Genomic DNA, 17,404 nt, shown 5'->3' with positions numbered 1-17,404 from the left:
CCGGTCCGAGGGGAACTTCGCCATGAGCCAGCAGGAGAACGGGGCCACCGTGACGTCCATGATGGTGGTGCGCGACCTGCACAAGAGCTTCGGTACGGGCGAACGCGCCGTACACGCCCTGCGGGGAGTCACGTTCGAGGCCCGACGTGGTGAACTCACCGCGCTCAAGGGCCGATCGGGCTCCGGAAAGACCACTCTGCTGAACCTCGTCGGGGGACTCGACACCCCGACCGGCGGCACCGTCGAAATCGACGGAACCGACCTGGCCGGGCTGGACGAGGACGGACTGCTCGCCCTGCGCCGCGACCGGATCGGCTTCGTCTTCCAGTCCTTCGGTCTGATACCGGTGCTGACCGCCGCCGAGAACATCGGCGTACCGATGCGTATGCGCAAGGTCCCGGCGAAGCGCCGCGAGGAACGCGTCCGGACGTTGCTGGCACTGGTCGGCCTCGCCGACCACGCCGAACAGCGCCCCGGTGAACTCTCCGGAGGTCAGCAGCAGCGCGTCGCCGTGGCCCGCGCGCTGGCCAATGAGCCCGCCCTGATCATCGCGGACGAACCCACCGGCCAACTGGACTCCGAAACCGGCCGCTCCATCATGCGGCTGCTGCGCGCCGTGGTGCGCAGCGAGGGAGTCACCGCACTGGTGGCCACCCACGATCCGGCGATGATCGAGCTCGCCGACCGCGTGGTCGAGTTGCGCGATGGACGGATCGTCGAGGAACCGACGGACTGACGGATCGTGGAGGAGCCGACGGACGAACGGCGGGCTCCCGTCGCTCCGGGCCCGGCGGTAGCCGGCGGGCCAGTGCCAGGGCCGCCAGGAGCGGGATCAACGTGAGCGCCGCGAACGTCACGGGCCCACCCCGTGTCGGACGCCGTGCCCCGGCCGGATCCGTGCCTCCAGGGAGAACAGGAGCCGGACGGAACGGGAGGCACCGGCCGGTTCCCAGGAACGGCCGCTCAGCACCCACCGGTCCAGCACGTCCAGCAGGGCGGAGTCGCAGAAGGAGACCCGGGTCGTGTCGAGGACGAGGTGGCGTGCGCCGCGCACGGCCCCTTCGTCGAGGAGCCCGCGCAGGGGTGCGCAGGTGAAGTGGTCGAACTCGCCCGCCAGAGTGATGCCGAGGACACCGTCGTGGAGCGTCGACCGTATGCGGGGGAGCGGGTCCGGACCGGCGTCCGGCCCCGTGTCCGTGGACCGGGCCGGTGCGTGCGGATCGTTGGGCTCCGACGGACCTGGCGGCACGGCTGAGGCGGCTGAGGCGGCTGAGACGGACGGGGTGGGCGGGGCGGTCAGAGCGCGGGCCGCGGGCAGTATCGGGGCGTTTATGGGGGCGGTCATGCCCCCTCCAACGGGCCCCGCCCCGGTCGGGGAAGCGGCCCGGGCGCACACTTCACCCGCGCGGGGCGGCCCACTGACCCGTTCCGGCGATCTTCCTCACCCGGCCGGGGCACCCGTACGTCCGCCCGGCGGCGCGGGACGGAGGGGGTACCGCGCGGCCGGCGCGTCATGACGGACAGTGGGGCGCGTGGACGTGGACGAGGTCATCGACGCGCTGTACGCGGCGCACCCATCGGGCTTCACGGCGGCGCGGACGGAGGCCGCGGCCCGCGCGAAGGAGGAGGACGGACCGGAGGCCGCCCGGCGGATCAAGGCGGTGCGCCGGCCCACCCTCGCCGCTTGGGCCTCGAACCTGCTCGTACGGTCCCAACCGGAGGAGGCCGAGCAGTTCCTGCAACTCGCGCAGGCACTGCGCACCGCGCACCACGCGCTGGACGGCGAGCGGTTGCGGGCCCTGTCCCACCGACAGCACGTGGTGATCGGCGCCCTGGCCCGGGAGGCCGGCCGGCTGGCCGCGGAGGAGGGCTCGCCGATCTCGGAGCCGGTGGTGCGGGAGGTGGAGCGGATCCTGTACGCGGTGCTGGCCGGACCGGAGGCGTCCGCGGAGTGGGCGTCGGGCCGCCTGGTGCGGACCCCCGAGCCCGAGCCGGCGTTTCCCGCGGCCGACCCGGACGCCGTACGGGCGGCGGCCGGACGGGGCCGGGACGCGGCCGGCGCGGACACCGGTGCCGGATCCGGCACCGGGGCCGGCGCGACCCCCGACGCCGGGCGTGACGGGCCACTGGAGGCGGCGCGGACCGCCGTCGCGGAGGCCGAACGGGAAGCCGCCGCCCGCGAGGAGGAACTGCGGGAGGCAGACGGGGCCCGCCGGCGCGCGGTGGAATCGGCGGCGGACGCCGACGCCGAGGCGGCCCGTCTGGGACGGGAGGCCGAGCGCGCGAGGGACGAACGCGACCGGGCCTACACGGCGGTCACCAGGGCGGAGGCCCGCCACCGCGAGGCCGGCCGGGCCGCGAAGGAGGCCCGGGACGCGGCCACCGCCGCACAGGACCGGCTCCGCGCCCTGGGGGCACCCGGGCGGGGCGATGCCCCCTGACGGCCCGGCCCGACCGGTCGACCCGATCACTCGGTGTGCAGCGCGGCCGCGATCGTGGTCCGCGCGGCCGTCCGGGCCGGTACGAGGGCGCCCAGCACCGCGATGACCACCCCTGCCAGCAGCAGGCCCACCAACTGCGGTGCGTGCCAGACGTTCTTCATGGCCCTGGTGAAGGACACGATCCCCACGTTGTCGACGACCAACCGGTGCGCCACCATCCCCAACGGGATCCCGATCAGGCCGGCGACCGCCCCCACACCCGTCACGGAGGTCACGGTCATCACCACCACCTGACGCGGGGTCATCCCGATCGACTTCAGCATCCCGAGGTCGCGGCGCCGCTCCCGGACGTTGAGCAGGACCGTGTTGAAGACCCCGAGCGCCGTGACCACCGACAGCAGCACGGTGAACACCGAGGAGAAGCCGACGACGACGGTGGTCGCGGAGCTACCGGCCTCGTTCACCTCGCCGCGCAGTCCGGGGTCGATGGCGTCGACGGCGTCCGCGTACGCGCGGGCGTCCGATCCGGGCGCGAGCGCCACCTGGTACTGCCGGGCCCGCACCTCCGGCGCGAGTGTCTCCAGGGTCTTCCAGGAGGCGCTGAACGCCCGGGCATCACCGTCGACGAGCTCGCCGACGATGCTTCCCGGCACCCGCCTGCCGTCCAGCTCAAGGGTGATCGCGCTGCCCACCCCGAGCCCCCGTTCGGTCAGGAACCCGGGCCCGGCCACGACCTCGCCCGCCGCCCGGGGCATCCGGCCGTCCACGATCCGTGAGGCGTGGGAGGCGAGGTCGCCCCGGTGGAAGTCGGCGAACGCGGGCTGCGTGTACCCGACCAGGCTCACCTGTGACAGGGCACTGGCCCGGACCTCGCGTGCGCCCGGCAGCGAGCGCAACCTCGCCTCGATCTCCGCGTCGCCGACCCGCAGCGACGGCAGCCCGTTGAGCGGAGCGCCCGTCTGGACGGTGACCGTGGGGCCGCCGTCCGTGCCCGTCCTCGCGTACGCCAGCATGGTCCCGGTCAGACCCGTGGACAGGGTGACCGTGGTGACGCCGAGGACGATCGCCGCCATGGTCATGACCGTGCGCGCCGGGCGGGCGAACGGCTGCCCGAGACCCAGGCCGACGGGGGTCGGCAGTCCGGAAGCGGCGAGCAGGCGCTGGACGCGCAGTCCGCGCCCGGCCCGCGACACCCCCGTCGAGCCGATCGCCCGCGCCGCCGGCAGCCGGTGCGCCCGCAGCGCGGGGACCAGGGCCGTGACCAGGACGAGGGCGGGAAATCCCAGCAGGCACACGGCGAAGACCCACGGGTCGACGGTGTCGACCACGGCGTTTCCGGTCTCCGTTCCGGAGAAGGCAACCTGGAGGAACGGCCCGGCCAGCGCACCGCCGGCCAGGGTGCCGAGCAGGCACCCGACGAGGGCGGGCACCCCGGTCATCGTCAGGTAGACGGCCACGACCTGGTTCGGGGTGAAGCCCATGGCCTTGAGCACACCGATGTGCCGGTACCCCGCGACGACGGCACCGCTGACCACGTTGGCGACGATCAGCGTGGAGACGAGCAGGCCCAGCACGCCGAAGAGCCCCATGAACGGCAGGTAGGCGTCGGCCCGGGAGGAGAAGGCCTTCTTCAGGGTGAAGTAGGACTGGGAGGCCGTCAGGGAACCCGCCGGAAGCCCGGCGGTGGCACCGGCCAGCCCCTCCCGCACGGCGGCGGGGGAGGAGGCGTCAGTGAACCGGTAGAGCATCTGGACCGAGGTGGGCCGGAGCTCCGCGACCTGTTCCGGTGTGACCCAGGCCCCGGCCGAACCGCTCATGCTGGTGGCGAAGCCCACCACGGTCAGCGCGGGGAGCCCCGGGGACTCCAACTTCGTGCCCAGCAGGTCGTCGTACGGCGTACCGCCGATGTCCCAATTGACGACGATCTCCCCGGGCGCGGAGGCCCAACGGCCCCGCAACAGGTCGATCCTGTCCACCGGCCCGTCCGGGCCCGCCCGGCCGACCACGGTGAGGGGACCGGGCGGCATCCAGAGCCAGTCCCCGGGCACCGTGACGACGGCCCGCCGGAACGGCCCCGAGGCGGCCTCCACCCCGGGGCGCCGGGCGGTCGCGGCCAGTTGGGCGTCCGAGAGCCCGGTGGGGTCGTACGTCGCCGACACGTGTGCGCCGCGCTGCGCGGCATAGGCCCTGTCGAAGGGCGCGGAGGCGGCCGAGAGGAGGGCGAGGGTGAGCAGTACCGTCGTGGTCGCGCACAGGACGACGAGCCCGATGACGATCGTCTGGACCCTGCGCCGCCTGACGGCGGCCCGCGCGGCCCGCCACACGGCGCTCACGCGCTCACCCCCAACGGGTCCCCGCCCAGGGGGCCGTGGCCCGCGGCACTCTCGTGCAGGGCCGTCTCACGGGCCACCCGGCCGTCGGCGACCTCGACCAGCCGGCTCGCGCAGCGTGTGGCCAGGTGCGGGTCGTGGGTGACGATCAGGAGGGTCTGACCTATCTGGTTGAGGTCGATCAACAGGTCCATCACCTGTTCGCCGGCCCGGCTGTCGAGGGCGCCGGTGGGCTCGTCGGCCAGCAGCAGGGCCGGACGGTTCATCAGGGCGCGCGCCACCGCCACCCGCTGCCGCTCGCCGCCGCTGAGCGTGGCCGGGTAGTGGTCGCGGCGGTCGGCGATGCCGAGCTCGTCGAGCAGCTCCAGGGCGCGCCGGCGGGCCTGACGGGCGGACACGCCGGTCAACTGGGCCGCCAGGGCGACGTTGTCGAGGGCCGGGAGGTCGTCGATGAGGTTGAAGAACTGGAAGATCATTCCGACGTCGCGGCGACGGAACAGGGCCAGGCCCGTCTCGGTCAGGTCCCCCAGGTCGTGGCCCTGGACCTCGACCCGGCCGGCGGTCGGCCGGTCCAGGCCCGCCACCATGTTGAGGAGCGTGGACTTGCCGCACCCCGAGGGCCCCATCACGGCGACGGCGTCGCCCTTGCGGATCTCCAACGAGAGGCCGTCCAGGGCCTTCGCGTCGCCGTACTCCTTGTGCACGCCGTCCAGCCGGACGACGACCGGCCGCACACTGTCGTGATCAGTTGTCATGCTCCGAACTTAGAAGGGGTACTGAGGCGCGGACGTCACCCCCGGGATGCAAACGCCCTGCGGGGTCATCCCGTGGATGTACGGAAGTGGGCTCGGGGGAGGGATGCGGACTACGGCTCGGGCTGAGACGCTTGAGGCACAACGATCTTCGGTCGGAGGTCGGAGGTCGGAGGTCGGTCCGCGGGGGACGGGGGTGGGGCCGGGGTGGGTGGACGGTGCGCGGTTCTACGTGGGTGCGGGTGCGGGTGCGGGTGCGGGTGCGGGTGCGAGCTCGGGAGCGGGCTCGTGTGCGGATGACTGATGGCGGATGGGGGTGGACGGAGTGGAATGGCTGCCGGGTGGCGTGCTGGGCTTCCTGTGCCTGGTGTTGACGCTCGCATGGTGTGCGGCGGGCGGTCTGTCGGTCGCGCTGGCGCGGGAGCGGCGCGCCCATCGAGCGGCCCTGGGAGAGCGCGGGTGGCTCCTGGAGCGTGAGCGCGCGAGCGCGAGCCGCAGCGCGGTCGACGCGGAGCGGGCCCGGATAGCCGCCGAGTTGCACGACATCGTCAGCCACAACGTGAGCCTGATGATCGTGCAGGCCGGAGCCGCCCGCGAGGTGCTCGCGACCATGCCACAGGAGGCGGCGACGGCCATGGGGGCGGTCGAGGACGCCGGGCGCACCACGATGACCGAACTCCGCAACCTGCTCGGCCTGCTGGCACCCGCACAGGACGGCGAGGACGAGCCGTACGCGGGCACCGGGGAGCTGACGCCGCAGCCGGGCTTGAGCCGGCTGAGCCACCTGATCGACCGGATCGCGTTCGCGGGGCTGCCGGTGGAGGTGCGGATATCGGGGGAACCGCGCAGCCTGCCGGCCGGGATCGACGTGACGGCCTACCGCATCATCCAGGAGGCACTGACCAATGCGCTCAAGCACGGGAACGGGGGGAGGGCCGAGGTGACGGTGCGGTACGCCGACCACGCGCTACGGGTGGAGGTGCTCAACAGCGGTCCGAGCGTGCTGTCGGACGGTGCATCGGCGGCGGGCGTGGGCGGGGGAGCGGTACTCCCGGCGCCAGTAGGGGCGCAGAAGGCCGACGGAACGGGCCGGGGGCTGCTCGGACTGCGCGAGCGGGTGGCCGTCTACGGCGGTGACCTCGATGCCCGCCGCCGCCTCGGCGGGGGATACCGGGTCCGCGCCCGCCTGCCCCTGGACCGGCCGTGACCGCGCCCGATCCGGTGCCCGCACCGGTGGACGGGTCAGTGGCGGGACGCGACACCGAATTCGGTGCGGAGTTCGGTGCGGGGTTCGGGCCCGGTGCCGACACCGGGGTCGGGGCGGAGGCCGGATTTGGTTCCGGTCCCGGTCCCGGGCCGGTGCCGGGGTCGGGCTTCGTGGAGGCGGGGTCCGCGAGGCCCCGGGTGGTGATCGCCGACGATCAGGAACTCGTCCGGACCGGCTTCCGGATGATTCTGACGGCCCGGGGGATCGATGTGGTGGGTGTGGCCGCCGACGGTGCCGAGGCGGTGTCCACGGCCCGCCGGGTGCGCCCCGACGTCGTCCTGCTCGACATCCGGATGCCCCACATGGACGGTCTGGAGGCGGCCCGCAGGATCCTCGCGGAGCTCCCGGCGACCAAGGTGATCATGCTGACCACTTTCGACCTCGATCAATACGTCTATGCCGCCCTCGCCGCCGGGGCCAGCGGGTTCCTGCTCAAGGACGTCACGCCCGCCCATCTGGCCGCCGCCGTGCGGCTGGTGGGCACGGGAGACGCGTTGCTCTCGCCTTCGATCACGCGCCGCCTGGTGGAGCGGTGCGCCCCGGCCGCCGCACCACGGGCGGAGCCTGCCCCGCACCGGGACCTCGCCGCGTTGACCCCGCGCGAACGCGAGGTGCTGACCCTGATGGGCCACGGTCTGTCCAACGCCGAACTCGCCCGGGAGCTGACACTCAGCGAAGCCACCGTGAAAACGCACGTGGCGCGGATCTTCGCCAAACTGGCACTCCGGGACCGGGCGCAGGCCGTCGTCCTCGCCTACGAGACCGGGCTGGTCACCCCGGGCGCCGTCATCCCATCGACGCGCCCGGTCCCGACGTCCGGAGGAGGTCCCCCGGGCACCCGAGGGTGACCGGCCCCGCGGCGGGCCCCAAGGGGTGGGCGGCCCTGATCCGGGACGACCTGCCACCCGAGCGGGCACGCCCGGCGTCATCCCGAACCAGGTGATGCGTGTCCGGGTACCGCTCCGCAGGCGCGCCCGCCCGCGGGGCGTGCCCGACGGGTCGACGCCTCTCGGTTGCCGACAGAGGTCGGGTCGTCCGGCTACCGGATCGTGTCGGTGTGACCGTCCTCGGTGAGCTCGTCCCGCAGGAGCGGCCGACCGTTCCGCCGTCGGACCGCGGGGCGGGACAGCACGCCGGAGGTCACCTCGGGCTGCCCAGCAGGCCCTGTCCGGCGGCCCGCAGAGGGACCGGCCGGTCCGTCACCGTGCCCGAGGACAGGGCGTCGGTCAGGGCCGCCGCGTACGGCTCGGGGTGGGGGCGACGGGCGGTGACCACGCCGATGTGCCGGGCGGGGCGCGGAGGTTCGAGGGGGACGACGGTGGACCCGGCGGCCGGGGCCAGGCCGATGTGCGGAATCAGGGCGACCCCGACGCCCGCCCCGACCAGGGTCTGCGCGAAGAAGTAGTCGGTGGTGGAGGCCGCGACGCGCAGCTCGAAGCCGGCCCGTTCGGCGTACCGGCGCAGGTAGGCCTCCGTCTTGAGGCAGCCGAGCACCCAGCGGTCGGCGGCGAGTTCGGCCGGTTCCAGTTCGTCGCGGTCGGCGAGGTGATGACCGGGCGGGAGGACCGCGTACAGCGGATCCTCGACCAGCGGAATCCACGCCACCTCGCCCGCGCCCGCCGCGCCCGCCGAACCCGGAGTACCCGGAGCACCCGAAGGCAGCGGGCCGTCGAAGCGGTAGGTCAGCGCGAGGTCCGCCGCGCCTTTGCGCACCATGGGCACCGCCTCCTCCGGTTCCGCCTCCAGGACGGTCAGTTCCACCTCGGGGTGCGCGGCCACGAAGGTGGTGAGAGCCCGCGGCAGCAGGTGGCGGCCTCCGCTGGTGAAGGTGGCCACCGTCAGCCGTGGCCGAGGCGCGTGAAGACGGTCGATGCGGTGGCGGACCCGGTCCAGTTCGGCGTCGATCGTCCGTGCCGTCTCCGTCAGCAGCCGACCGGCCTCGGTCAGGGTGACCCCGCGCGTGCTGCGCACGGCGACCGGCCGGCCGAGCCCGCGTTCGAGCGAGGCGATGTGCTGGGACACGGCCGAAGGCGTCAGGCCCAGGGTGGCGGCGGCCCGGTTGAAGCTGCCGTGCTCGGCGACGGCCAGCAGGACGCGCAGCCGGTGCACATCGATCAACAGTTTTCCTAACGACGTGTTCAGCGACTGGTCGGTTCCGCCGGGGACGATACCCGGGCAGGGTCGATGCCATGGAACGCATTCTGGTCATCGGCGGTAGCCGCTATTTCGGCAAGCACCTGGTCACGCTCCTGCGCGACGCCGGGAACGAGGTCACGGTCCTCAACCGGGGCTCCGTCCTCCCGCCCGACGGGGTCGGCAGGCTGGTGGCCGACCGCGACGACGAACGACAACTGCGCGAGGCGCTGCGGTCCCGCACCTTCGACGCCGTCGTGGACCAGGTCTGCTACACCCCGCACCAGGCCGCCGTCGCCCGCCGGGTCCTCGGCGGAGGGCGCATCGGCCGCTACGTGATGACTTCGACGATGGAGGTGTACGACCCGGCGACGTTTCCGGCATCCGTGCCGGGTCGCGGCCCGGCACGGACGCCGGCGCACCCGCACCCGGTCGCCGAGGACGGCATTGACCTCCTGGGCTTCCCGGCGAGCCTCCGGGCGGCCGGCGCGAAGCTGCCGGACGGCCCCGCTGCCGCCTACGCCGAGGGCAAGCGGCGGGCCGAGGCGGTGTTCCTGCGCGATCCGGCGTTCCCGTACGTCAGCGTCCGCTCCGCGCACGTTCTGGGCGGCGGCCGGGCGGAGTTCACCGGGCGCCTCGCGCACTACGTCGGGAGGATCGCGGCCGGGTCGCCCGTCGACGTGCACGAGGACCCGTACCCGACCTCCTTCATCCACCATTGGGAGATCGCGGAGTTCCTGGCCTGGACGGTGGCCGGAACCTTCACCGGCCCGGTCAACGCGGCCTCCGACGGCGCGATGACGGTCACCCGGCTGTGCGAGCTGATCGCCGCCCGGGTCGGGCGCCCACCTCGGTACCGGACGGTGGCGCGGGGGCAGGAGGCCTCACCGTTCTCCTTCGACCGGTCCTACGCGCTGGACAACGGCCGCGCCGCGCGGCTCGGCTTCGCCTTCACCCGGACCGAGGACTGGCTGCCGGGGGCGGTGGGCGAAGTGATCGACGAGGTGATCGATGAGGCGACCCCCGAGGCGATCGAGGAGGTGGTGTCCGGCGGCACCGACGGACCCGTGCCCTCGCATTGACAATCCGTCGCACGAAGGCCCCGCCCCCCGTCCACCCGGCCCCCGCCGGTCGCGTTCAACGTTCGGTGCCCGGGTGTCGCTCCAGGGGCGTTGCTACTGCCGAGTTGCTCACACTGAAGGTGACGCTGCCGGCCAGGTAGCGGTCGTCGGACCACTCGATCGGGCGCCCGGTGCGGGTGGCCGAGACGTGCCGCTGGCGCAACAGCGGGCTACCGCGCCGGATTCCGAGCAGTCGGGCGTCCTCGCTGCCCGCCGGCAGTGCGTCGATGAGGTGTTCGCCGTACTGGGCCACGACCCCGGAGTCCGCCTCCAGGCTGTCCATCACGGAGCGGCAGTCCTGCGGCAGCGCCTCCACGGCCTCGGCGACCCAGTCGGCGTAGGCGGTCCGCTCCACCATCGTGGGCTCGCCGTCGAGCAGCCGCAGCCGCAGCGCGGCGAGGACCTCCGTACCCGGCGGCAGCGCCAGCCGCTCCGCCTCCTCGGCCGTCGCGGCCCGGCGGGTACGGGACAGGAAGCGGCTGCGGACCTCGTGGCCGATCCCCTCGGCCCACTGGGCGAAGCTGTTCAGCTCGCCGAAACTGTGCCGTCGTTCCTGGCGCAGGACGATCCGTCGCGCACCCTGGCTGGAGCCCACCAATCCCTCGGCGGCCAGGGTGGCGACGGCCTGGCGGACCGTGCCCCGCGAGGCGGACCAGTTGGCGGCCAGGTCGCTCTCCGACGGCAGCCGGGCACCGACCGGGTAGGCGCCGGAGAGGATCTGCCGACGCAACGCCTCCGCGATCTCCAGGTACCTGGCCGTCCCGGAACCGGGCCCCGTGGCGCCGCCCGCAGGGTCTCCCGTACCGCTGCCCGCGCTGTTCCCCATGCCGTTCCCCTGTCGCCGACGTCCTCGACCCCCCTGGGCCACGGTCATCATCGATGATCATCCGGCCCGGTCTGTCACGACCTCTTTCGGTCATTCTCCGCTCTTCCTCGAAGCGTGCTCCGGCGGACGGCCGCCGTTCACCGTCCGTACAGCGCGCCCGGGCGAACTGGAGCCAACTTGTTCAGACAAGTGAACGACCCCCCTTTTGGATCTGTCTCCGGGAGAGACCGTGCTCAGTTCCTCCGCCCGTCGCGGCGCGGCCGTACTGCTCAGTGCCGCCGTCCTCACCACGCTCAGCGCGTGCGGCGCAGCGCCCGATCCGCAGCAGCCCGCCGGCGCGACCGGCAACGCGAAGGGCAACGCCCAGCCGGGCGCCGCGACCTCGCTCGCCGACCTCGGCGGCATGGAGGCCCTCGTCGCGGCCGCCGAGAAGGAGGGGAAGCTGAACGTGATCGCGCTCCCGCCGGACTGGGCGAACTACGGCGAGATGCTGAAGGCCTTCCAGGCCAAGTACCCCGGGATCAAGGTGAACAGCGAGAACCCGGACGCCTCCAGCTCCGACGAGATCGCGGCCGTCAAGTCCCGCAAGGGCCAGGACCGCGCCCCCGACGTCCTCGACCTGGGCATCGCCTTCGCCCGGAGCGGCGCCGCCGAGAACCTCTTCGCCCCGTACAAGGTCACCGCCTGGGACAAGATCCCCGGCTCCCAGAAGGACGCGGACGGCCGCTGGTACAACGACTACGGCGGCTACGTCTCCATCGGCTGCGACGCGGCCCGCGTCCCCACCTGCCCGCAGACCTTCGCGGACCTCCTCAAGCCCGAGTACAAGGGCAAGGTCGCCCTCAACGGCAACCCCACCAAGTCGGGCTCCGCGTTCGGCGGCGTGTACGCGGCCGCGCTCGCCAACAAGGGTTCCTTCGGGGACATCCAGCCCGGCATCGACTTCTTCGGACAGCTCCGCAAGAGCGGCAACTTCATCCCCGTCGAGTCCACCCCGGCCACCGTCGAGAAGGGCGAGACGCCCATCTCCATCGACTGGGACTACCTGAACGCCGGCTACGCCGAGCAGTTCAAGGGCAAGGGCGTCGACTGGAAGGTCGCCGTCCCCACCGACGGCGTCTACGCCCAGTACTACTCGCAGGCCATCAACAAGGACGCCCCCCACCCGGCGGCCGCCCGCCTGTGGATGGAGTTCCTGTACAGCGTCGAGGGCCAGAACATCTGGCTGCGCGGCCACGCCCGCCCCGTCCTGCTCCCCGGCATGACCCAGGACGGCACCGCCGACAAGACCGCGATCGGCGCGCTCCCGCAGGTCCAGGGCACCCCGACCTTCCCCGCCTCGGAGGAGCTCGACAAGGCCAAGGCCGCCCTCGCCGAGAAGTGGGACAAGGCCCTCAGCTGATGTCCACCCCCACCACCTCCCCCCTCACGGAGGGGACCGCCGGCGGCGCCACCACCCGCCGCCAGCGGCGCGGCCCGCGCACCTGGCTCGCGGTCCTCCCCCTCCTCGCCTTCACCGGGCTCTGCTTCGGCGTCCCGCTCGCCGCGATCGCCTTCGGCGCGGTCACCGCCACCGACCCGGCGACCGGAGCCACCCGACCCACCGGCGAGCACCTCGCACGCTCCCTCCAGGGCCCCTACCTCGGCTCGCTCGTCGGCAGCGTCCAACTTTCCGCCCTCACGGCCCTCCTCGCCGCGGTCCTCGGCGTCCTCATCGCCCAGGCCCTGGTCACCTCACGATCCACCGCGCTGCGCTCGGCGGCCCTGACCGCTTCGGGGGTGCTCGCGAACTTCGGCGGAGTACCGCTCGCCTTCGCGTTCATCGCCACCGTCGGGATATCCGGGGTCGTCACCCGCCTCGCCGACCTCACCGGCCTCGGCTGGAACCTGTACTCCTTCACCGGCCTCACCGTGGTCTACCTGTACTTCCTGACCCCGCTCATGGTGCTGGTGACCGTCCCCGCACTCGACGGACTGCGCCCCCAATGGCGCGAGGCCGCCCGGAACAGCGGGGCCACCGCCGGCCAGTACTGGCGTCACATCGGCCTCCCGGTGCTCGCGCCCTCCCTCCTCGGCGGGTTCGTCCTGCTCTTCGGGACCGCCTTCGCCGCCCACGCGACGGCCGCGGCCCTCGTCGGCGGCTCGGTCCCCCTGGTTACCCTCAAGATCGCGGACGCGCTCTCCGGCAACGTCCTCACCGGCCAGGAGAACGTGGCGCTCGCCCTCGGCCTCGACATGATCCTGATCGCCGGCCTGGTCATGGCCCTCTACCTGCCCCTCCAGCGACGGAGCGCCCGATGGCTGCGATGACCCCGACCCTGCCGCGGACCGACGAAGGCCCCGTGACCGCCCCCGGAGCCCGGGCCAAGGCACGCCGGCCACGTCCCCGGATCTGGCGCGGAGCCGTACTCGGCCTCGCCGCCGCGTACTTCCTCGTACCGCTCGTCGCCTCCTTCGTCTTCACCGTGCACGTCCCCGGGCAGGGCATCACCTTCGAGGCGTACACCGAACTGCTCGCCGCCGAGGGGTTCACCGAGAGCCTGCTGCTCTCCCTCGGCCTGGCCGCCGCCACCATCGCCCTGTCCCTGCTGTTGGCCGTGCCCGCGCTGGTCGCCGTCCGCATCGGCTCGCCCCGACTGCGACCGGTCGTCGAGGTCGTGTGCATGCTGCCGCTGGTGGTGCCGCCCATCGCCCTGGTCACCGGAATCACCACGGTGCTGCGTTGGGGGCCCGAGCACCTGTCGCGGACCCCGCTCTACCAGACGTTCATCGCCGTGCAGAACGAGAAGTTCCCGTTCGTCCTGGTCCTGGCCTACACGGTGCTGGCCCTGCCCTTCGTGTACCGCTCCCTGGACGCCGGCCTGCGCGCCGTCGACGTACCGACCCTGACCGAGGCCGCCCGCAGCTGCGGCGCGAGCTGGCCGTACGTCGTCCTGCGCGTGCTGCTCCCGAACCTGAGGGCCTCCCTCGCCGGGGCGGCCTTCCTCACCCTCGCGCTGGTCCTCGGCGAATTCACCATCGCCTCACTGCTCGGCTTCCGGCCCTTCGCGGTGTGGATCGTGACGATCTCCGGAGCCCAGGCCCGGATGTCGGTGGCGGTCTCCGTCCTCAGCCTGCTCATCACCTGGCTGCTGCTGCTCCTCCTCTCACGGGCCGGGGCGAACGCCTCCGGAGCGTCATCGCCCGCCCCCACCACCTCCCGCAAGGAGTCCTGACCCCATGTCCACCACACCTGCCGCGGCCGGGACGCCGGCGGACCGCGGCACCCCCGCGGGCGCCCTCGTCGAATTCCGCGGCCTGCGCCGGGCGTTCGGCTCCACCGTGGCCCTCGACGGCCTCGATCTGACCGCGCGCCCCGGCGAGCTCCTCGCCCTCCTCGGCCCCTCCGGCTGCGGCAAGACCACCGCGCTGCGCGTCCTCGCCGGCTTCGAGCAGCCCGACGCCGGCGAGGTCCTGGTCGACGGCGAGGACATCACCCGCGTGCCGGCCAACCGACGCGACGCCGGGATGGTCTTCCAGTCGTACAGCCTCTTCCCGAACCTCACCGCCCGCGAGAACGTCGCCTTCGGCCTGCGCGTGCGCAAGGTCCCGTCCGCCCGGCGCACCGAGCGCGCGGCCGAACTCCTCGACCTGGTCGGCCTCCCCGAGCACGGCGACCGCTACCCGCACCAGATGTCCGGCGGCCAGCAGCAGCGCGTCGCGCTCGCCCGCGCCCTGGCCCTGCGCCCCCGCGTGCTCCTCCTCGACGAACCCCTGTCGGCCCTGGACGCCAAGGTGCGGGCCAACCTGCGCGACGAGATCCGGCGCCTCCAGCTCTCCCTCGGGATCACCACCGTGTTCGTCACCCACGACCAGGAGGAGGCGCTCTCCATGGCCGACCGGGTCGCCGTGCTGAACGCCGGCCGACTGGAGCAGTGCGCGGCCCCCGCCGAACTGTACGAACGGCCCGCGACTGCCTTCGTCGCCGAGTTCGTCGGCACCATGAACCGCCTCCCGGGCCGGATCGGCGACGGCGGCCTGGTGGAGGTCGCGGGCGTCCGGCTGCCCGTGGACGGACCGGTCCCGACCACCCGCGACGTCGAGGTCCTCGTCCGGCCCGAGAACGTCACCGTGTCCGCCGACGCGGAGGGCCCGGCCGCCGTCGTCTCGGCCTCCTTCTTCGGGGCCGTCACCCGGCTCCACCTCGACCTGCCGGGCGGCGGCAGGGTCAAGGCCGACCTGCCCTCGCGGGACGCCGGAGCCCTCGTGCCCGGCGCACGGGCCACCGTCGGCCTGACCGAACGGCCCGTCCTCGTCGTGGCGAGGACGGCGTGAACGGGCGGGCCGAGGGCCGCGTGAACGGGCCGGCCGATGATCGCGTGGACGGGCCGGCCGAGGGCCGTGCCGACGGATCAGCCGCGGGCCCGGGGAACGGACTCGCCGAGGACCGGGGTGACGGGCCCGCCGCCGTCCTCCTCGACATGGACGGCACCCTCGTCGACACCGAAGTGCTGTGGTGGCGGACCACCGAGGAGGTCGCGGGCCTGCTCGGTCACCGGCTCGGCCCCGCCGACGCCCCCGAGGTGGTGGGCCGCGCCGTCCAGGACACCGCGGACCACCTCGTACGCCTCACCGACGGCGCGGACCGCGTGACGGTCGCCGCCGACCTCACCGACGGCTTCTTCCGTCGGGTCGCGGCCGGCGCCCCTCTGCGTCCGGGAGCCCAGCGGCTGCTGGCCGCGCTCGCCGCGCGGAACGTACCCTTCGCCCTGGTCAGCGCCTCACCGAGGGTCGTGGTCGACGAGGTCGTCGGGGGCGCGCTCGCCCACGTCCCCTTCGCCTTCACCCTCTCCGCCGACGACACCGCACGCACGAAGCCGCACCCCGATCCGTACCGCGAGGCCGCCGCGCGGCTCGGCCGGACCCCGGGCGAGTGCGTCGCCGTGGAGGACTCCCCGGACGGGGCGGCGTCCGCCGAAGCGGCGGGCTGCGCGGTCCTGGTGGTGCCCTCACTGCTCGACGTGCCGCGCTCGCCGGCCCGGACCTTCGCCGACTCCCTGGAGGAGGTCACCCCGGCCGTGCTGCGCGCCTGCCTGCGCGCCGCCACCGGGGATCAGACGGAGAGGTCCAGGAGTGCGAGGACCCCGTCGGCGTAGGCGGCGGCCACCGAGCCCGGGGCGGCCGTCCGCTCACGGCGCAGCCCCGGCAGACCCGTACGGATGAACGCGGCGCACTGCCCGTAGAGGCCGGCCTCGTGCGAGGAGCCGTCGTCCTCCGTGTTCAGGAAGGCCAGCAGCGCCCACAGCAGCGCCTCGCGGGTCGCGAGCCGGGGCGGCCCGGCCGCCCACACCGCCATCAGCACCCCGCACGCGGCCGGGGCCGGGGCCCGCAGCCGCGACCCGGCGAACACATGGCCCTCCAAGGCGTGGAACGCGGCCGGATGCCCCTCGGCGGCATTCCACAGGGTCTCCTCCAGGTGCTCCGCCGAGCGGCCGCAACCGCACTCGATGGACCCCCAGTCGTGCCGGAGGATCTCGGCGCTCACGGCGTCGGGCACCAAGGGGCTGCTGCGCGGCTTGTCCATCCCTCTCATGAGCCACAAGTATGGGATCAGCCGGACGCCCGACGCCCCCGTAGCGGCCACTCCCGGGGCACGGAACGGCCGCAGTTTGATGACGGAGCGCCGACGTCCTGCCCCGCCATCCGCGATGGCGGCGGTCACCGGGCGGGCCGGCCGGCCCACGGAACCGGACGCGACACGACTTTTCTCGTCACCCGTGCGGACGAAGCGAGGAATCCCGACCCTCCGGTTCACCCCCTCGTGCCCCGGGCCACCGTACGACTCGGCGCAGCCGACCTCCTTCCCCCATCGCGCCGCCCGCCCCGCCCCGTACCGGACACCGGACCCGTACCAGTACTGCGCGCTCCACCCGCGCGGGCCCCGCGCACGGATCCGCCGCTCCTCGCACGGGCGAAGGCCTGGCACACCCGGCCCCGCCCCGGGGACACTGACCGGATGCGCATACGAGCAGCGGTCCTCGCGGACCTTCCCGTCTGTCAGGACATCGAACGGGCCGCCGGGGAATGCTTCCGCGACATCGGAATGCCCGCCGTCGCCGACGACGACCCGCTCCCTCTGGACGAGCTCGCCCGCTACGTCGACAGCGGGCTGGCCTGGGTGGCCACCGGCCGGGACGACCGCCCGCTGGCCTACCTCATCGCCGAGCCGGTCGACGGCGCGCTCCACGTCGAGCAGGTCTCGGTGCACCCGGACGGCGCCCGCAGGGGAGTGGGTCGGGCCCTGCTGGAGCACGCCGCGCTCCGCGCGGCCGACCGGCGCGACGGCGCGCTCACCCTGACCACCTTCGCGGCCGTGCCCTGGAACGCCCCCTACTACCTGCGCTGCGGCTTCCGGATCCTGGCCGACGGGGAACTCACCCCGGGCCTGCGGGAGATCCGGCGGCAGGAGGCCCTGCACGGGCTGGACCGCTGGCCGCGCGTCTGCATGGGCCGGGCCCTGTGAGCCCGGCCGCCGCGCGCCGGAGTCCGGCGGAT

General features: G+C 73.8%; 17 protein-coding genes. 11 read left to right on the top strand and 6 right to left on the bottom strand.

The window, feature by feature from the left end:
* Nucleotides 1–22: 22 nt before the first annotated feature.
* Entirely contained in the window at nucleotides 23–736 is a 714-nt protein-coding gene (locus ACZ58N_RS01520; protein WP_471155187.1) for an ABC transporter ATP-binding protein, read from the top strand.
* Between the two features lie 117 nt (nucleotides 737–853).
* Here ACZ58N_RS01520 and ACZ58N_RS01515 read toward each other — a convergent pair whose 3' ends face one another.
* Nucleotides 854–1,345 (bottom strand): STAS domain-containing protein, encoded by a 492-nt coding sequence (locus ACZ58N_RS01515; protein WP_471154226.1) that lies wholly within the window; start codon nucleotides 1,343–1,345, stop codon nucleotides 854–856.
* A gap of 187 nt (nucleotides 1,346–1,532) precedes the next feature.
* Here ACZ58N_RS01515 and ACZ58N_RS01510 point away from each other — a divergent pair, with 187 nt between their 5' ends.
* Nucleotides 1,533–2,441 (top strand): hypothetical protein, encoded by a 909-nt coding sequence (locus ACZ58N_RS01510; RefSeq protein ID WP_471154223.1) that lies wholly within the window; start codon nucleotides 1,533–1,535, stop codon nucleotides 2,439–2,441.
* A 26-nt stretch (nucleotides 2,442–2,467) separates the two neighbouring features.
* On the opposite strand, the gene ACZ58N_RS01505 is transcribed toward ACZ58N_RS01510, so the two are convergent.
* Both ACZ58N_RS01505 and ACZ58N_RS01500 read right to left on the bottom strand, forming a co-directional pair.
* Complete coding sequence (locus ACZ58N_RS01505; RefSeq protein ID WP_471154221.1) at nucleotides 2,468–4,774, bottom strand: FtsX-like permease family protein; 2,307 nt, start codon at nucleotides 4,772–4,774, stop codon at nucleotides 2,468–2,470.
* Nucleotides 4,771–5,526: an ABC transporter ATP-binding protein gene (locus ACZ58N_RS01500; protein WP_471154218.1), complete on the bottom strand. Its 756-nt coding sequence runs from the start codon at nucleotides 5,524–5,526 to the stop codon at nucleotides 4,771–4,773. Before ACZ58N_RS01500 ends, ACZ58N_RS01505 begins: the two co-directional genes overlap by 4 nt.
* A 313-nt stretch (nucleotides 5,527–5,839) precedes the next feature.
* On the opposite strand from ACZ58N_RS01500, the gene ACZ58N_RS01495 reads away from it, so the two are divergent.
* Nucleotides 5,840–6,730: a sensor histidine kinase gene (locus tag ACZ58N_RS01495; protein WP_471154215.1), complete on the top strand. Its 891-nt coding sequence runs from the start codon at nucleotides 5,840–5,842 to the stop codon at nucleotides 6,728–6,730.
* A gap of 200 nt (nucleotides 6,731–6,930) precedes the next feature.
* Nucleotides 6,931–7,638 (top strand): response regulator, encoded by a 708-nt coding sequence (locus ACZ58N_RS01490; RefSeq protein WP_471154212.1) that lies wholly within the window; start codon nucleotides 6,931–6,933, stop codon nucleotides 7,636–7,638.
* 292 nt (nucleotides 7,639–7,930) lie between these two features.
* On the opposite strand, the gene ACZ58N_RS01485 is transcribed toward ACZ58N_RS01490, so the two are convergent.
* A complete protein-coding gene (locus ACZ58N_RS01485) occupies nucleotides 7,931–8,908 on the bottom strand; it encodes a LysR family transcriptional regulator (protein WP_471154210.1) in 978 nt (325 codons plus the stop codon).
* Between the two features lie 71 nt (nucleotides 8,909–8,979).
* Here ACZ58N_RS01485 and ACZ58N_RS01480 point away from each other — a divergent pair, with 71 nt between their 5' ends.
* Nucleotides 8,980–10,005, top strand: a complete 1,026-nt coding sequence (locus ACZ58N_RS01480) for an NAD-dependent epimerase/dehydratase family protein (RefSeq protein WP_471154209.1) — start codon at nucleotides 8,980–8,982, stop codon at nucleotides 10,003–10,005.
* Nucleotides 10,006–10,060: 55 nt separating this feature from the next.
* On the opposite strand, the gene ACZ58N_RS01475 is transcribed toward ACZ58N_RS01480, so the two are convergent.
* Complete coding sequence (locus ACZ58N_RS01475) at nucleotides 10,061–10,870, bottom strand: GntR family transcriptional regulator (protein WP_471154206.1); 810 nt, start codon at nucleotides 10,868–10,870, stop codon at nucleotides 10,061–10,063.
* A gap of 229 nt (nucleotides 10,871–11,099) precedes the next feature.
* Here ACZ58N_RS01475 and ACZ58N_RS01470 point away from each other — a divergent pair, with 229 nt between their 5' ends.
* Genes ACZ58N_RS01470 through ACZ58N_RS01450 form a run of 5 tightly spaced genes read left to right on the top strand, consistent with a single transcriptional unit; the run spans nucleotide 11,100 to nucleotide 16,005 of the window.
* A complete protein-coding gene (locus ACZ58N_RS01470) occupies nucleotides 11,100–12,272 on the top strand; it encodes an ABC transporter substrate-binding protein (RefSeq protein ID WP_471154204.1) in 1,173 nt (390 codons plus the stop codon).
* Nucleotides 12,272–13,180 (top strand): ABC transporter permease, encoded by a 909-nt coding sequence (locus ACZ58N_RS01465; protein ID WP_471154201.1) that lies wholly within the window; start codon nucleotides 12,272–12,274, stop codon nucleotides 13,178–13,180. Before ACZ58N_RS01470 ends, ACZ58N_RS01465 begins: the two co-directional genes overlap by 1 nt.
* Complete coding sequence (locus tag ACZ58N_RS01460) at nucleotides 13,168–14,085, top strand: ABC transporter permease (protein WP_471154199.1); 918 nt, start codon at nucleotides 13,168–13,170, stop codon at nucleotides 14,083–14,085. The genes ACZ58N_RS01465 and ACZ58N_RS01460 overlap by 13 nt, the downstream gene beginning before the upstream one ends.
* Nucleotides 14,086–14,089: 4 nt before the next feature.
* Nucleotides 14,090–15,184, top strand: coding sequence for an ABC transporter ATP-binding protein (locus ACZ58N_RS01455; protein ID WP_471154198.1), 1,095 nt, complete (start codon nucleotides 14,090–14,092; stop codon nucleotides 15,182–15,184).
* Nucleotides 15,185–15,228: 44 nt separating this feature from the next.
* Nucleotides 15,229–16,005 (top strand): HAD family hydrolase, encoded by a 777-nt coding sequence (locus tag ACZ58N_RS01450; protein WP_471154195.1) that lies wholly within the window; start codon nucleotides 15,229–15,231, stop codon nucleotides 16,003–16,005.
* Here ACZ58N_RS01450 and ACZ58N_RS01445 read toward each other — a convergent pair.
* Nucleotides 15,963–16,442 (bottom strand): hypothetical protein, encoded by a 480-nt coding sequence (locus tag ACZ58N_RS01445; RefSeq protein WP_471154191.1) that lies wholly within the window; start codon nucleotides 16,440–16,442, stop codon nucleotides 15,963–15,965. The genes ACZ58N_RS01450 and ACZ58N_RS01445 overlap by 43 nt on opposite strands.
* A 423-nt stretch (nucleotides 16,443–16,865) precedes the next feature.
* On the opposite strand from ACZ58N_RS01445, the gene ACZ58N_RS01440 reads away from it, so the two are divergent.
* Nucleotides 16,866–17,372, top strand: coding sequence for a GNAT family N-acetyltransferase (locus ACZ58N_RS01440; protein ID WP_471154189.1), 507 nt, complete (start codon nucleotides 16,866–16,868; stop codon nucleotides 17,370–17,372).
* The last annotated feature ends 32 nt before the right edge of the window (nucleotides 17,373–17,404 follow it).

The organism is Streptomyces sp. NPDC040432, assembly GCF_055595445.1.
Note: the sequence above shows the minus strand (reverse complement) of the source record. Positions and strands in the feature narration are given on the sequence as shown.

What these genes read in the sequence shown, in the direction of transcription:
- ACZ58N_RS01500 (WP_471154218.1), bottom strand. Translation starts at nt 5,526, where the DNA reads ATGACAACTGATCACGACAGTGTGCGGCCGGTCGTCGTCCGGCTGGAC.
- ACZ58N_RS01465 (WP_471154201.1), top strand. Translation starts at nt 12,272, where the DNA reads ATGTCCACCCCCACCACCTCCCCCCTCACGGAGGGGACCGCCGGCGGC.
- ACZ58N_RS01480 (WP_471154209.1), top strand. Translation starts at nt 8,980, where the DNA reads ATGGAACGCATTCTGGTCATCGGCGGTAGCCGCTATTTCGGCAAGCAC.
- ACZ58N_RS01515 (WP_471154226.1), bottom strand. Translation starts at nt 1,345, where the DNA reads ATGACCGCCCCCATAAACGCCCCGATACTGCCCGCGGCCCGCGCTCTG.
- ACZ58N_RS01455 (WP_471154198.1), top strand. Translation starts at nt 14,090, where the DNA reads ATGTCCACCACACCTGCCGCGGCCGGGACGCCGGCGGACCGCGGCACC.
- ACZ58N_RS01460 (WP_471154199.1), top strand. Translation starts at nt 13,168, where the DNA reads ATGGCTGCGATGACCCCGACCCTGCCGCGGACCGACGAAGGCCCCGTG.
- ACZ58N_RS01445 (WP_471154191.1), bottom strand. Translation starts at nt 16,442, where the DNA reads ATGAGAGGGATGGACAAGCCGCGCAGCAGCCCCTTGGTGCCCGACGCC.
- ACZ58N_RS01475 (WP_471154206.1), bottom strand. Translation starts at nt 10,870, where the DNA reads ATGGGGAACAGCGCGGGCAGCGGTACGGGAGACCCTGCGGGCGGCGCC.
- ACZ58N_RS01440 (WP_471154189.1), top strand. Translation starts at nt 16,866, where the DNA reads ATGCGCATACGAGCAGCGGTCCTCGCGGACCTTCCCGTCTGTCAGGAC.
- ACZ58N_RS01520 (WP_471155187.1), top strand. Translation starts at nt 23, where the DNA reads ATGAGCCAGCAGGAGAACGGGGCCACCGTGACGTCCATGATGGTGGTG.